Raw genomic sequence first — 13,440 nt, 5'->3', positions numbered from 1 at the left:
CTAGTGTCACATTCCAACTTGCAGATGCGTGATCTAACTCTCAGATAGGGCACGCTCCCGAGGCGCAAACCTCGTCATATCCGGTGTCCGCCACAACTTCCCCGATCTCGAACATGCGCTCCTCGTAATGCTCTTGGGTGATCCGTTCGTACGGCGACTGCGGTCGGCTCATCTCCGGGAAGATGGTGGTCCCCTTGAGCACGGGCAGGAAGCCGCGCAGCGTCTCGTACACGTCCGCGACGGAGTAGGTTTCCGGGTTCACCGAGGCTGTGTAGGAGACGGCCTGGTCGGCCCAGAGCTCCTGGTACATCTTCTGCACCGAAAGCATCTGGTCGAGAGTGAGCTCCCCCGCGTGCTCGAAGGACTCGGCGTGCTCCGGGTAGGCCGGCAGGAGCGGGTCCACGGTCGGGATCTCCACCACGACGGTGTTGGCGGAATACACGCACGGCTCGGTGCGATACCCCTTCCTCTCGTACGCCTCGACCTGCGCCTTCTCGGTGGGCTCGATGGTCGAGAAGCGAATCCGCCTGAGGAAGTAGTCGGAGAAGGGGGCGTGGATGCCCTCGCCACTGGCCGAGGCGAGCTTGCTCGTGGTCCCCGTCGGAGCGATGACCCGCTTCTTGATCGGGACGGGGATGCGCAACAGGTTGGCGTACTCGACGGCGGCCTGGTCCACGGTCTCAGCGAGATGCTGGAGGTCGAACCGCACTTCCGGGACGTACGGGGCCCGGCTGTACTTGATGCCCTGCTTCACCAGGTAGTCAGCGAACCCGAGGTGGCCGAGACCGATGCGCCTGTACTTCTTGATGGCTGCCGCGGACTTCTCGTCGGCGACCTTGGCGAAGGTCGCACGGATGAGATAGCGCGTGGCGAGGCGGTGTGCGTCCTCCAGGCCGGGAAGGTCAACCTCCCCCGAATGAACGAACTGACCGAGGTTGACCGATCCGAGGTTGCACGGCTCCCACGGCGTCAATGTCGCCTCGCCGCATGGGTTGGTGGTGTAGGTGCCGTCCACCTCACCCACGGCAGTCAGCGTCGAGTTCCAGAAGCCCGGCTCCCCATTCCCAAGGGCTCCATCGGTGATCGCCTTCATGACCTTCTGGGCATGCGGCTGCTTCTCGTCCAGGGCCTTCATGAAGGCGGAGTCGATCTCGACGGAGATGTTCGTCGTCCACATCGCAGCCGTGTCCGCACTTTTGCACTTCAAGAACTCCTCGATGTGGCTGTCGTCCCAGCTCATGATGCTCATGCGGGCGGATCGTCGGACTCCGCCCGCGACGATGGCCATCGCGATCTGATGGTCGATGGCCATGGCGTCCATGCCGCTGAGTGGCCACCCGGCCGCATCGGAGAGGATCTGGCCGACCTCGACCATCATCCGGGCGAGGGGTTCGGGGCCGGAGGCCGTTCCACCGAAGCTCCGCAAGGGTGCGCCCTTGCCTCGTACCCGGCTTACGTCGAAGACGCGGTTCTGGTACTTCATCGTGGGCTCGTGGGCTGTTCGGATCAGGTCCGCGAGGGTGGAGGCCCACCCTTCCCGGCTGTCTTCGATGGAGTAGGCGCCGGCCCATTCGTAGTCGTACTCGTCGCTGATGAGTCCGGCCGCGGCCAGTTCCTCGTAGTCCGGATGGGCGGGGTCGCACACGATGTGTACGAACACCTGGTTCTCCACGCACGGGAAGCGGTGGAAGTACCGGCTGCTGTAGTTGGCGCCGACGCCGCCGCCCTCGGCCAGGCGGAGGAGACTGAACTCGAAGTGCTCGGCGGGGTCCTCCTTGTTCCAGCCCGAAGCCCAGCAGTTGTTCAGCGCGAAGTCGGCTACGCCGCTGCTCTTGAGGTGCCGGCCTGCGGGCAGGAACTTGAAGTTCTGGATGAGGTCGATGAGGGCCTGGCGCTCGCCGGCCTCGATGTAGCGAGGCTCGACCAGGGCGAGGTTTCCGTCTACGACTCGCTCTACCGTCTCGAACCAGGACTCCTGGCTCCCATCGGGCTTCTTGCGGGAGTAGGTGCGAAGGAAGACGGTTTCGGCGGTCTCAGTCTGGAACAAGCGGTACTCCTCAGTGGTGGGCCGCGAGAGCGGCGGTCAGCATTTCGATGACCTTCGGGAGGTCCTGTCGATCGATGTTGAACTCGGCACTGTCTGCGGCGTTGTGCAGTCCGAGATAGACAGGGGAGATGGTGCCGGAGTCATAGATCACATCGAAGACGATGTCGTCTCGGTCGTAGTGGTGGCGGGTCTCGATCACGCTTGTACCTTTCGTCGGAGTGAGCGGTTCATCTCGTAGGAGAGGGCGACGACCGCTCGCTGGCAGGCTTTCTGGTCCGCGTCGGAAGTGAGTGGGATTCCGAGGACGTACCGGCTGTGCAGGAGCCGCTGATAGCGCTCGTTGATTCGCTTCATGGCGTCCTCGGCGTCCAGCCGAGCTGTGTGAAGGTTCTCGCTCACCGTGCAGTGGTTGAGGTCGTCCTTCTTGCCGATCAGTCCGCTGAACTCCTCGGCGGTGTAGACCATCGTCAGAAGCGCCGTCTTGGCCTCGTCGGCGGTGTAGAAATACTCGCCGTCCACCAGGTCTCGGTAGAGGCGTTCCTTGGCGGCGTACCGTTTGCCGGCCGTCCAGAAGATCCGCTTGAGGAGGGCTTGGTCCTCGACGGCCAGGGCGACGTTCTTCCGCTCCCGGATGGCGTGTTCCAGGATGGCCTGCTTCACGTCGTCGGCCTCAACGATGTGCCAGCGCTCCGCGATGGAGTACGCCACTCGCCCGGCGAGGTCGGAGAGGTAGGCCCAGTCGAGTTCGGTGTTCTCGGTCATGCTGCGGCCTTCCCGACGAACCGGCCGTTCTCTCCCCGGTGCAGGGCCCCGTACCGCTGCCCCTCGACGGTGAAAGAACCGTCACTGGCCATGGGGACCAGTACCGGCGTCACGTCGCCGTACTTACCGACGTAGAGCAGGGTGAACCCGGCCTGCCAGTTGGTTGCGCCGCGCTTCAAGTACGTGGCCTTGTTGATGTCCATGAAGTGACCCACCTCGACTCCCGTGAGGGTCTGGAGGTTGCCCTTGTAGCCTCGGGACTCATTGATCAGTCCGAGCTTGTGTACGTGGCCCATCACCACCGACTTGCCCATGGCCCGAGCTGCTGCCATGGCGGAGCCCCCTGCGTACCGGCTGGACGAGAACCCGAGGTGGCCGTGTGTCGCCGTCCACCCCTCCGCGAAGTCGTAGAAGTCGCCCAGGTCGGTGATCTCGAAGCCGTCGTAGTCGAGGAGTTCCGGCTCATCGAAGACGTGGGTCTGCGCGAGGGCCGGCGCGTACTTCCGGAGGTAGTCACGGGGTCGGTCGCCGTGGTTCGAGCGAAGGATGCCGAACCGGCCGTCGAAGACTTCTCGTACGGGGGCGAGCACCCTCTTCTTGGTGTAGAGAGCCTGCTCGTAGACATCGTCCTCGAACTCTCCGCGACTTCCCTTGTTCCAGCGGGAAGGGGCTGTGAAGTCGCAGGTGTCACCTATCCCGAGGACTTCGTCCGGCTGGAAGTCCTTCACAAAGGCGATCCAGTTCCGGACCATCCGGGGGTCTTCGAGGGGTGCCTGCACGTCAGGCAGGACGATGATTCGCTTCATTCAACCACTCCCATTCGATGGAGTCGAGTTACGTTCTTCACACCGACCGTGAACCCCGACTCGTAGGCCACATCGAGATAGTTCGCCAGTGCCGCAACGAACTCTTCATCCTGCTCCGTGTCCAGCTCCCACTCTTCGAGATCCGCGCTATAGATCCCGAGCAGCCGGAAGGCAGCTACCAGAGGATTGATCCTGTGAGTCGCCTCATAAATCACTTGGCCACCTGAATATTTGCGATGTACCTATTCGCATACCAGATGAGCTTGCGGAGATCCTGAACTCCCGCGTCCTGATGCTTGTGCTGACAGCGCATCAGATACTTGATCTGGTTGCCGAGGAGATAGCCGAGGAAGGCTTCGTGGGTCATCGACGCCTGGATGATGTCGATGACTTCGTACGCGCCTTGCGTGTAGTGAGATGGACTGTTCACCGAATCGGTGTCACATTCCAACGTTTGGCCGGTGAAAAAGACGCTCACGACAGACCGCATTTCTCTCGAAGGGCCTGAGGCCCGAATTCCTTGACGAATCGACACACGTCGTACTTCTTGTCGAAGTAGATCGGGACGAGGTTGGGGAGGCGTTCGGCCAGCTTGGCTATGAACTGCTCGCCCGGCCCGTCTCCGTCTGTGAATCCGAAGACCCTCTCGTACCCGAGGAAGGCGGGGTCGAAGTGGTCCCGCCACGAGGAAACTCCGGACGAACCGGCACAGGGAATCTCCGCGATCTCTGACGCCATCCCGTCGAACTCGCCCTCACTGATGCCGATGTACGGTGACGGCCGGATGAGGGCCTGCGTGTTGTAGAGCATGGGCTTGGAGCCGGGGAGGCTCTGGTACTTCCCGTGACCCTCATGGTCTTCGTCGTCCCGCCAGGAGCCGTCAGGGTTCTTGGTGCACCGCTCAGCGATGCACCGGAAGCGGATGGTTGCTACCGCGTGCTCCCCGCCCGCAGGGCGGAGGTAGGGAATCGCGAGCCGGCCGCCCTGCTTCTCATGCCCCGTAGCGGGGTGTTCGACGTAGCCGAGGCCCATCCGAGTCGCGATGCTGTCCAAACCTCGGCGCCTGATGTACTCCGCGGCCGGACTGTCGGGGAAGCTCAGGCTGTAGCTCTGGGCTATGTCCACCATCGAAGTGGATGGCGGCGAACTCTTGAGCAGCACGGAACCCGATCCCTTCCTTCCTCATGATCACGTCGTAGCCGTCTTCGCTGGTGTCGCAGACAAAGCACGACCAGCGGCTCTTGAATGAACTAACTGACGCACTGGGGTTGCTCTCGGAGTGCTCGGGACAGTGGATCTTCTCCCAACCACCCTTCCCCTTTACGTCCACCTCGGGGTAGTAGTGCCGGAAAACCTGGACGATGTCCGGCTTCGCCATCTCACATCCCAACCTTGAGAGCCGACTCAAGACGGAGCTGAGCCATGATGTCCACTTCTGCGCGGACGATCTCGGCCAGGGCGGGAATCCCCATCTCCTGCCGCATGGCATCTCGACGGCCCTTGTAGATGGCCACGGCACGCTCATGAAGGCCGAGCTGGGCTTCGGCCTCCAGGAGCCGGAGCAGCTTCGTCAGGTTGGTCTTGCGAGTGAAGGTGACGTAGAGCGTGCCGCCGTCGAAGCTGATCATTTTCCGTCTTCCTTGTGGTATCGCTTGCCAATGATGTGGATGGCCGGCGGGTTGTCGAGGTAGTCAGCCGCATTGCGGAGGATCGTCGGGTTGTCCCGAGCACCCTTCGCCAGAAGGTAGTTGTTGCAGCGGCGACAGAGGAGTCCGCGACAGAGGCCGGTCTTGTGGTCGTGATCGACACTTAGACGCTGATGTCGGGGCTGCCGACAGATGGCGCACTTTCCGCCCTGCTCCTGAAACAAAGTCGAGTACTCGCCCGGACCAAGTCCGTACGTCGCCTGCACTCTTACTTCATGAGAACTCGCACTCCGATCGCGCTTCCTGCACGATGCACAGACCTTGCCACGCGTGGAGGTGTAGAACTTCTCGGCCCTGTTCCGTTCGCACTTCACGCACGCCCGGAAGCCCTTCCTCGGAGGATTCATCCCCCGCCCCTCTTCCTCAAGTGTGTCACATTCCAACTTCCTGATCAAATGAAGAGGCTGTGAGCTAGAACTCAACGTTCAGATCGGAGATTTGGAGGTTCGACGTGTTGACCTCGAACGAGGCGTACGTCTCCCCGCTCGGATCGGTGAACCCCTCACGGTTCTTCACGGGGCTGATGTGGAGGGTGCGGCCGTTCATGCCGTCCACTTCCGCATGGATGGTGAGGACGACGGATGGCACACGTCCAATCTTGCCCTTCACGCCGTCCAGCGGGATCGGCTTGATACCGGAGCTGTACTCGCCCACGACATGGTGCATGGCCATCACATGGGAGTGGGTCTCCCTGGCCATCTCATTGAAGTAGTCGCAGAGCCCTTCGAGGCCGAAGGTGTATTCCTCGGCGTTCGAACTGCCGCCGCCGTCCACGTTGGTGATGTTGTCGACGATCACCAGGTGTGGATAGATCCCGAATACCTCCCGGTAGCACTCAAGGTGGGTCTCGATCTCCTTGGGTGTCGGCCGGGCCTGGTAGTTGAAGCGAAGCCACCACCGTTTCGCCAGGGCAGCTTCGTACTCGGCGAAGGAACCGTCGTTGGCGACCAGCTTCTTCTTGATGTCCCGCGCGTTGTCGCCGGTGATCATCGCGGTCGCCCGTGACAGCTGCGTGGCGGCCGTACTGTCCGCGCTGAAATAGAGCGTGGGAACGTTGGACCAGACCGCCAGCCACAGGGCGGCGAGGGACTTACCGGTGCCACCTCCGGCGCAGACGACGGAGAAGTCTCCGCGACGGAACTCGACTTCGAGCTTTGACAGGCCAGTGAAGGGGTTCTTGAGGGGTTCGCCTGCCGCGCCGCGGACGAGGATGGATTGATTCAGGCTGAACAATTCAGCACCTCCATAGTGTCACATTCCAACTTCAGCGCCGAGAAAAAGCGCAGGCGTATGCCACGTCGCAGAACCGGCAGCCGAATCCAGGCTTGGGCGGGAAGTCGCCGGCCTTCACGCCCTGATCCATCCGTACGATGCGCTCGGTAATCTCGTCCTCGTCGGCGTCGGCCAGCTTGACGGGCCGGGACACCTTTCCCGTCTTGGCGAGGTACCAGTCCCCGTTCGTGACGGGAGCCTCTTCGGGGTACAGCTGGTTCACCGCGAGGCCGTAGACCCAGAGCTGGAACTTCGACTTGGTGGAGCCGGTCTTGAGGTCCCGGACGCGACGACTCATATCCGTGTTCAGGAGGACCTGGTCGATGAAGCCGCGGACCTTGACCCCTCCGAACTCGGCCATGAAGTAGAGCTCGACGGCCGGCGTGCCGTCAGCCACCTGCCAGACGCCGTCCCGCTTGTGCTTCTTCGGGTGCCACAGCACAGGCGCGTTCTCCTGGACGTACTCCACGTACTCACGCGTCTGGCGTGAGCCCGCCTCGTACCGTTCCTCCAGGTCGTCAGCGGCGGTGCCCTTGTTGGCCCTCATCCACTGCCCGATGTCGTTGAGCTTCCCCATGTCCCGGTTGATGCCCTTGCAGTACTCATCCTGGAAGACGCGTACGACGTCGTCTGCGGGCATCTCACGGCCGGATTTCTCGAACTCCTCGGCGGCCGTATGGAAGGAGGTTCCGTGGGTACTCCAGGCTGCGGGCCTGGGCTCCACTTTCTCTGCCCGCTTGAGCCAGCCCTTGTACGGGCATTCTTCGTACTCGGTGATCTGACTGACCGAGCGGGGCATCCCCGCCCACCGCTCGTAGTTGGCCTCTACGGTCACGCGCTCTCCTCCTGAAAGATTCCGAACTGAATGAACGACGTCGACCCCTTCATCCTGGGGTGGGGCCATTCACAGATGTCGCTGTAGACGATGACGCAGTCCTGCAAGGGCCGCCCTGTCCTCTCTGCGAGGAGTGCGAGCTGCTGCTGCTCGGCGGCTCCCATGTTGTTCCCGAGGGTCACCGTGGTGATCTCTCCATAGCCGACCGCAGTGGCCGTAACGATTCCGGACGCGGTGGTTTCCGCGGGCCGCCCCGACCACTGCTCGCACTGCGCGAAGGCAGCGAGGATTTCAGTAGCCCGAACATGGACCTTCACGCCTTCGAAGGTTTCGAACACCATGCTCCTCTTTCACTTCCGACGGCATCGGCCGCCGCACCTCAAACCATACAGGCGCAGGTCAGCCGAGTGTCACACTCCAACTGTGTTGACGGTCACAAATCGCACACCTTCGCGTAACAAGGCAGCAGATCCATCAGTGTGACGATCCCCACGGCAGCACAAACGCATATCTCTCCCCCTGGGGGCATGCACCCCCGCAGCGGGCCGGCCTTCGAAACGGCCAGACCCTAACCCCGACACCAACTCCCCAACTACCGAGCGGGATTCGGCCGCACGGCGCCGGGGCGCTCACATGATTCTTACCCATGCCGAACCGGAACGACGTTTCCGGAAGTCGCGCTCCGCGAGTTACCTGCGTTACATCTTCGGTTGCACGCACAACCATTCCGCCCCCTCGATCGTCTTCGCAAAAACGCCTTCTGCGCGACGGCCTCGATCTGCCTTCCGCACGGCCAAAATCCTGAGCTGACTGTCAGTGGGCTCCGGTAGGGTCCTGGGGTAAAGAGACGCTAAAACGACTCACGGGAGATAAAGCAAATGCAGGCTGGTTTGGCAGGGAACTCTCACACCGACTCTGAATTCGGTGACGAGAATTCTGGTCTGCCTCGGTTCTTGCGCGCATGGCGGGCGGCAGCAGGTCAGAAGATGGGCCTCCACAAGCCCATGCCGCAGGCCCTTGTAGCCCAACGCTGCAAGATGAGCGACCGGTGGTACAGGGACATGGAGAAGGGCTACATGCCCCGGCCCGACCGCGAGGCCATGGAGCGCCTGGCCGACGCTTTGCTCCTGGAGCCCGACCAGCGACTGACGCTCTTCCTCTACACCGTTGGCTGCACCCCGCCCGCAGGTGTGACGGCCATCCACGACTCTCCGGAGCACAGGGCCATACAGCTGGTTCTGGACCAGCAGGACCCCCGGCCGGCCTACGTCTCCGACGCCGACTGGAACGTCATCGCGTACAACCGGCCCATGGGTGAATGGTTCCCGTGGGTACGGGAAGAGGGTGCGAACCTGATGCACTGGGGGCTGATCAACCCCGAGTCCCGCGACCAGCTCGTGAGCTGGGAAAGCCATGCCCGCGTGTACCTGAGCATGATCCGCTTGGAACTCGCTCGGGGCCGCAGTACCAGCGTCCTGCCCCAGATCCTTGAGCAAGCCCTTGAGGACCCGCTGATCCGTGGCTACTGGGCCGAGGACACGACCGTGGTCGCCAACCGGGACGGCCATCACTTCCGGCTTCGCATACCCCGGTTCCACGGGGAGATCGACCTCATCTCCCAGGTGTTCATTCCCGCGCGCTTCGAGAACCTGCGCCTGGTCCTGCTCACCTGGCCCCACGAGGCGGAGAGCCCCACCGGCTTCATGGTTCCGCCCGTCATTGGCTGAACCTCACCCACACACAAGCGAGCCCTTCAAGATGAACGCATTCACCTTCCAGTGCCAGATTCGCTGGTCCGACATGGACGCGAACGGCCACGTGAACAATTCGGTGTACTCCCGGTACCTCGAAGAGACCCGCATGAACATGTTCGCGGACCTCGTACCCGAGGACCCGGACGAACGTCTGGCAGCCAACTTCGTCGTCTCCGAGCAGTCGATAAAGTTCGTCCGGCCGCTCGTCTACAGCACGGCCCCCGTCACTATCACCGCGCGGGTAACGGGGATGAAGGCCGTGTCCTTCTCACTCGACTGCGAAATTCACGATGCCGAGACCACCTACATCAAGGCCAGCACGCTCATGGTGGCCTTCGACTCGAAGGCGGGCCGGGTCCGTCGGATGTCGGACACCGAACGGCAATCCCTTGAACGGTTCATGAACTAACTAACCCGCGCCGCCGCATGGCAGGCGGACAGCCAACGGGCCCCCGGTATGTACCCGGGGGCCCGTTGGCGTGTCCGAAGGCCGGCTCGCGGCCGTGTCTCACTCGTCGGCGAGGGTGATCGCGTTCAGGTACTCGCCCTCGGGGAGCTCGCGGCCCCTGGGCCACCGCACGATCAACGCCCCGTCCGCGTCCGTCCTCGGCTCCAGGCCGAATCCCCCTGCGGTCTCGCGGTCGTACGTGACGATCAGGTTCTTCTCCCTGATCTTCTTCTCGAAGCGGGCCGCGGCCAACAGGTGCGTCTCGTTGAGCTGGTCGTCACCGAGTGCTGCCCGCAGATAGGCCCGTAGCTGCTTCGCCAAGTAGGTGTTGTGGTGCGAGCCCTTCTCCTTGGTCGTCAGCACGTCCCACGGGATCAGCTCCGTGATGACCGTCTTGGAGACCTGCCGCCGGTAGTACCCGCCCAAGGTGAGTGCCTTGTTCACGGCCTGGCCCGAGACGTCGTAGCGCTTCCCGATCTGCTCGTCGGTCAAGCCCTGCTGCGAGAGACGGATCAAGGTGTTGAGATCCGGCAGACGCTTCTCCACGGGCCCAACTCCTTCCATGTGACGTGCACCGAACGCGCTTACATGATCGAAGGTAGCACTGGGATCGACTCGCGAAGCGCCTGAAAGTTGCATCACACTCCAACCTGAGAGCCATGTCACATCCCAACTCGAATGTTCGTTCGATCGACCGTTCGGCAGCATGTGCCTCGTGTCACATCCCCACTTGGCGGTGTCCGCTTGCCATCTCCCGGACACCGACATAGTTAGTGAGAAGAAGAAAGAACAGTTAGTAAAAGCTGATTCATTCTCCCTAAGAAACATCCTCTCTGACTTACAAGAGTCAGAGAGAGATTCCTTCCTGTTAGATCTCCTGTCGAGTATTTCCAGTAGAGGTCCAGGAAGGCATTGGCCCCGGAGCCAGATCAGAAACCTCCGGGGCCTCTCATTCAACCGACTGAGAGTGATCGTCTTGAGTCGGCCAAGGCAAGGTAGCTCCTTGCTGGCGTGGTGGTGTACGGCTGCACTCCGACAATAGGGGCTTTCAAAGCCCCGACGATAGGTAGACCGGGTTCAACTCCCGGCCAGCGCACGAGCGGTACGGAGTCCTGACAGGGAAACCCGGCGTTGTCAGGCCCTCGCAAGGGAGCGGCACCGGAAGGGGCAGCGGTTCGAATCCGCCCTACCGCCTTACAAGTTCACAGAGGAGGGCCAATGCCGAGAGCCAAACAGATTTGCCTCGTGAGCGGGTGTACCTCTGTGACCATCCGTTCCGGCCGGTGTGAGGAGCACGCTCCCCCGGCCCGAAAGGGCTGGGACCGGCCTTCGGCCCGGAACCAGTCTCGTCCAGGTGACTGGTCGTCCCGCAGGGCAAAGGTCCTGACCCGCGACCGGTTCACCTGTCAGAAGTGCGGGACGCGCGAAAACCTCCAGGTGGACCACCTCATCCCCGTCTCTCGGGGAGGGAGTTGGGAACTGGACAACCTCTGGACGCTGTGTGGCCGCTGCCACGCACTCAAGACCTACTACGAGGACCGAGGCTGAGCCCCGGTTAGTTCATGCATGGAGCCGTGATGTGATGACCGACCCCACCCTGTGGGATGCCTGGGCCGATGAACGAGACCAGGACTACGTCCGACATCGAGGCTCACAGCCTTCCAAGGCCGCGGTGAAGCGGCGGTGGCACCAGGACGCGAGGACCGAGCTACAGGAGCTGGGCGAGCTGTACGGGGTCTCCCCTGACGTGATGAAGGGGGCGATCTGATGCCAGCTCGACGCGGGCCGGCCCCCAACCCCAACTCCGTTCGCAGGAACAAGGATCACGCCCTGGGCGAGCACAAGCTGTCCGGTCAGTCCAGCACCGGCCGTGAACTCCCCAAGGCCCTCGGCATCACCACCTCCGGCGCCAAGCGCTTCTGGAAGACGTGGGCTTCGGCTCCTCAGACCGAGGACTGGATGGATACCGACTGGGCCGAGCTGGAGATCGTCACGAAGCTCGTGGACGCCTTCTACCTCGGAGACATGAAGCTCGCCGGGGAGATCCGTCAGCGCGTGGGCAAGTGGGGCGCAACCACCGAGGACAGAGCCCGGTTGCGGATGTCCTTCGACAAGCAGGCCCAGAGCGAGGCCACGGGGCCGCACCAGCCCACTTCACACGCAGACATGGATGCGGAGCTGTTCAAGCTCCTCAGCGAGGGTTGAGCACGATTCTCCCCTGTTCCCGAGGGGAGTTCAGATGCAGACCGGAAACCTTCCCAAGGGTGTGCCGGCCCCTCACGAAACCCTCGGCTACGGCATTATCCGCTGGGCTCAGACTTACATTGTTCAGCCCGATGGTGACAGTGCAGGCGAGAGCTGGAAGTTCACGAACGAACAACTTCGTTTCGTTCTTTGGTTCTACGCCATCAACCCCGATGGAACATGGAAGTACGCGGCCGGCACCCTGCGTCGGGCTAAGGGCTGGGGAAAGACGCCTTTGCTCGCAGCCCTGGCGATCGTAGAGTTCATCGGCCCGTGCCGGTTCAGCCACTTTGATGAGCATGGCCTTCCTGTTGGCAAGCGTGTGCCGCTGCCTGTCGTGCAGCTTGGTGCGACTGCCCTTGACCAGACACAGCAGACCCTCGACATGATCCGCGGCATGCTCTCCGAGTCGCCGGCCGAGAAGGAATACGGCCTGGAAATCTCGAAGTCGATGGTTCAGTTCAAGTCCGGGAAGCCGGGCTCGATCACCCCGAAGGCGACGAGCGGTCGGACAAATGAAGGTAACCGCCCAACTTTTATCGTCATGGACGAGGTCCATCACTGGGTGAGTTCCACGGGGGGCCCTGATTTCTATCAGGTGTTGAAGCGAAATGTCGAAAAGACCACCAAGGCTGGTAGCCGGTGGGTGACGACAACGAATGCATTCAACCCAAACGAAGATTCGGTAGCGCAGATCATCTTCGAGTCCGACATGGTCGCCCAGGGCTATTGGCTCTACGACTGTCTTGAAGGCTCCCTCGAAGTTGAAGACATCCGAGACGAAGCAAAGGTATCAGCAGCTCTACGCGAAGCGTACGGGGATGCCCACTGGGCCGACATCCAAGGCTTGACGAAGACGATCCTCTTCGATCGCACGACTCCCGATTCCACGTATTTCCGGTTTTTCTTCAACCAAATCGCTGAGAGCTCGGACGGCTGGATGTCAAAGGCGGAGTGGGATGCCTGCGAAGCCGCGGACGACATTGCGTCCGGTGAGCAGATAGCAATTGGTTTCGATGGCAGTGTCCGCGGAGACGGAACTGCCTTGGTAGGCGTCAGATTGCGTGACGCCAAGCTCTTCGTTATCGGCAAGTGGTTGCGTCCCGAGCATGCCAAGGATGACTGGGAAGTCGATGTTCTCTCCGTCGAGGCAGCCGTTAAGCGAGCCTTCAACACTTACCGCGTGGAGTGGATGTACGCCGATCCCCCGTGGTGGCAGGAGAATATCGGCCGCTGGGCTGTCGAGTGGGGCGATGACTACGTTTTTGAATACTGGACCAATAAGCCGACGCGAATGGTTCAGGCCGTCGAGAGATTCCGTACCGCCGTCATGGTAGGCGACCTCTCGCATGTTGGTGATCCCGAAATGACCCGCCATGTTCTCAACGCGGTCGTTCGGGAAGTTCCTCAGGGCGATCTGATCGTAAAAGATTCGCCTCGATCCAAACGCAAAATTGATATCGCGGTGGCCGCCGTACTTGCACTTGAAGCACGCGCGGACGCGATTGCTGATGGACGTCTCCAGATCAAGAGGAGGCGAGTAGTCGGTTTCTGAGCCCCGCTCGA

At 61.9% G+C, this 13,440-nt stretch carries 19 protein-coding genes and 1 pseudogene; 6 read left to right on the top strand and 14 right to left on the bottom strand.

Annotated features, from left to right (window positions below; translation table 11 throughout):
* Positions 1–40: 40 nt before the first annotated feature.
* The 13 genes and pseudogenes from nrdJ to ACFWA7_RS14855 all read right to left on the bottom strand — a co-directional run bounded on the left by nrdJ (position 41) and on the right by ACFWA7_RS14855 (position 7,769).
* On the bottom strand, positions 41–2,047 hold the full coding sequence (gene nrdJ / locus ACFWA7_RS14915) for a ribonucleoside-triphosphate reductase, adenosylcobalamin-dependent (RefSeq protein ID WP_385823238.1): 2,007 nt from the start codon (positions 2,045–2,047) through the stop codon (positions 41–43).
* 10 nt (positions 2,048–2,057) lie between these two features.
* Positions 2,058–2,246: a hypothetical protein gene (locus ACFWA7_RS14910; protein ID WP_385823236.1), complete on the bottom strand. Its 189-nt coding sequence runs from the start codon at positions 2,244–2,246 to the stop codon at positions 2,058–2,060.
* The gene (locus tag ACFWA7_RS14905) at positions 2,243–2,809 is read right to left on the bottom strand and encodes a hypothetical protein (protein ID WP_385823234.1); all 567 of its coding nucleotides are present in this window, start codon (positions 2,807–2,809) and stop codon (positions 2,243–2,245) included. The genes ACFWA7_RS14910 and ACFWA7_RS14905 overlap by 4 nt, the downstream gene beginning before the upstream one ends.
* Entirely contained in the window at positions 2,806–3,615 is an 810-nt protein-coding gene (locus ACFWA7_RS14900; RefSeq protein WP_385823232.1) for a hypothetical protein, read from the bottom strand. Before ACFWA7_RS14900 ends, ACFWA7_RS14905 begins: the two co-directional genes overlap by 4 nt.
* A complete protein-coding gene (locus ACFWA7_RS14895; protein ID WP_385823230.1) occupies positions 3,612–3,830 on the bottom strand; it encodes a hypothetical protein in 219 nt (72 codons plus the stop codon). Before ACFWA7_RS14895 ends, ACFWA7_RS14900 begins: the two co-directional genes overlap by 4 nt.
* Positions 3,827–4,093, bottom strand: coding sequence for a DUF3310 domain-containing protein (locus ACFWA7_RS14890; RefSeq protein WP_385823228.1), 267 nt, complete (start codon positions 4,091–4,093; stop codon positions 3,827–3,829). The genes ACFWA7_RS14895 and ACFWA7_RS14890 overlap by 4 nt, the downstream gene beginning before the upstream one ends.
* Entirely contained in the window at positions 4,090–4,776 is a 687-nt protein-coding gene (locus ACFWA7_RS14885; protein ID WP_385823301.1) for a toprim domain-containing protein, read from the bottom strand. The genes ACFWA7_RS14890 and ACFWA7_RS14885 overlap by 4 nt, the downstream gene beginning before the upstream one ends.
* A gap of 37 nt (positions 4,777–4,813) precedes the next feature.
* A pseudogene (locus ACFWA7_RS14880) lies at positions 4,814–4,993 on the bottom strand (CHC2 zinc finger domain-containing protein); the annotation flags it as partial.
* 1 nt (position 4,994) lies between these two features.
* Positions 4,995–5,243, bottom strand: coding sequence for a hypothetical protein (locus ACFWA7_RS14875; protein WP_030706500.1), 249 nt, complete (start codon positions 5,241–5,243; stop codon positions 4,995–4,997).
* The gene (locus ACFWA7_RS14870; protein WP_385823299.1) at positions 5,240–5,668 is read right to left on the bottom strand and encodes an endonuclease VII domain-containing protein; all 429 of its coding nucleotides are present in this window, start codon (positions 5,666–5,668) and stop codon (positions 5,240–5,242) included. The genes ACFWA7_RS14875 and ACFWA7_RS14870 overlap by 4 nt, the downstream gene beginning before the upstream one ends.
* Positions 5,669–5,732: 64 nt before the next feature.
* Positions 5,733–6,554, bottom strand: coding sequence for an AAA family ATPase (locus ACFWA7_RS14865; RefSeq protein ID WP_385823226.1), 822 nt, complete (start codon positions 6,552–6,554; stop codon positions 5,733–5,735).
* A 31-nt stretch (positions 6,555–6,585) separates the two neighbouring features.
* Positions 6,586–7,428 (bottom strand): RecB family exonuclease, encoded by an 843-nt coding sequence (locus ACFWA7_RS14860; RefSeq protein ID WP_385823225.1) that lies wholly within the window; start codon positions 7,426–7,428, stop codon positions 6,586–6,588.
* Positions 7,425–7,769, bottom strand: a complete 345-nt coding sequence (locus ACFWA7_RS14855; RefSeq protein WP_385823223.1) for a hypothetical protein — start codon at positions 7,767–7,769, stop codon at positions 7,425–7,427. Before ACFWA7_RS14855 ends, ACFWA7_RS14860 begins: the two co-directional genes overlap by 4 nt.
* A gap of 537 nt (positions 7,770–8,306) precedes the next feature.
* On the opposite strand from ACFWA7_RS14855, the gene ACFWA7_RS14850 reads away from it, so the two are divergent.
* Together ACFWA7_RS14850 and ACFWA7_RS14845 are read left to right on the top strand one after the other, a co-directional pair.
* Positions 8,307–9,155 (top strand): helix-turn-helix transcriptional regulator, encoded by an 849-nt coding sequence (locus ACFWA7_RS14850; RefSeq protein WP_385823221.1) that lies wholly within the window; start codon positions 8,307–8,309, stop codon positions 9,153–9,155.
* Between the two features lie 31 nt (positions 9,156–9,186).
* Entirely contained in the window at positions 9,187–9,591 is a 405-nt protein-coding gene (locus ACFWA7_RS14845; RefSeq protein ID WP_385823219.1) for an acyl-CoA thioesterase, read from the top strand.
* A 99-nt stretch (positions 9,592–9,690) separates the two neighbouring features.
* Here ACFWA7_RS14845 and ACFWA7_RS14840 read toward each other — a convergent pair whose 3' ends face one another.
* Positions 9,691–10,176, bottom strand: a complete 486-nt coding sequence (locus ACFWA7_RS14840) for a hypothetical protein (RefSeq protein ID WP_385823217.1) — start codon at positions 10,174–10,176, stop codon at positions 9,691–9,693.
* A gap of 672 nt (positions 10,177–10,848) precedes the next feature.
* On the opposite strand from ACFWA7_RS14840, the gene ACFWA7_RS14835 reads away from it, so the two are divergent.
* Genes ACFWA7_RS14835 through ACFWA7_RS14820 form a run of 4 tightly spaced genes read left to right on the top strand, consistent with a single transcriptional unit; the run spans position 10,849 to position 13,429 of the window.
* Positions 10,849–11,178 (top strand): HNH endonuclease, encoded by a 330-nt coding sequence (locus ACFWA7_RS14835; protein ID WP_385823215.1) that lies wholly within the window; start codon positions 10,849–10,851, stop codon positions 11,176–11,178.
* Positions 11,179–11,212: 34 nt separating this feature from the next.
* Complete coding sequence (locus ACFWA7_RS14830) at positions 11,213–11,398, top strand: hypothetical protein (RefSeq protein ID WP_385823213.1); 186 nt, start codon at positions 11,213–11,215, stop codon at positions 11,396–11,398.
* Complete coding sequence (locus tag ACFWA7_RS14825) at positions 11,398–11,835, top strand: hypothetical protein (RefSeq protein ID WP_385823211.1); 438 nt, start codon at positions 11,398–11,400, stop codon at positions 11,833–11,835. The genes ACFWA7_RS14830 and ACFWA7_RS14825 overlap by 1 nt, the downstream gene beginning before the upstream one ends.
* A gap of 34 nt (positions 11,836–11,869) precedes the next feature.
* Entirely contained in the window at positions 11,870–13,429 is a 1,560-nt protein-coding gene (locus ACFWA7_RS14820; RefSeq protein ID WP_385823209.1) for a terminase TerL endonuclease subunit, read from the top strand.
* Positions 13,430–13,440 lie beyond the last annotated feature (11 nt).

This window comes from Streptomyces sp. NPDC059994 (genome assembly GCF_042737755.1).
In the GTDB taxonomy this organism is placed as follows: Bacteria; Actinomycetota; Actinomycetes; order Streptomycetales; family Streptomycetaceae; genus Streptomyces.
Note: the sequence above shows the minus strand (reverse complement) of the source record. Positions and strands in the feature narration are given on the sequence as shown.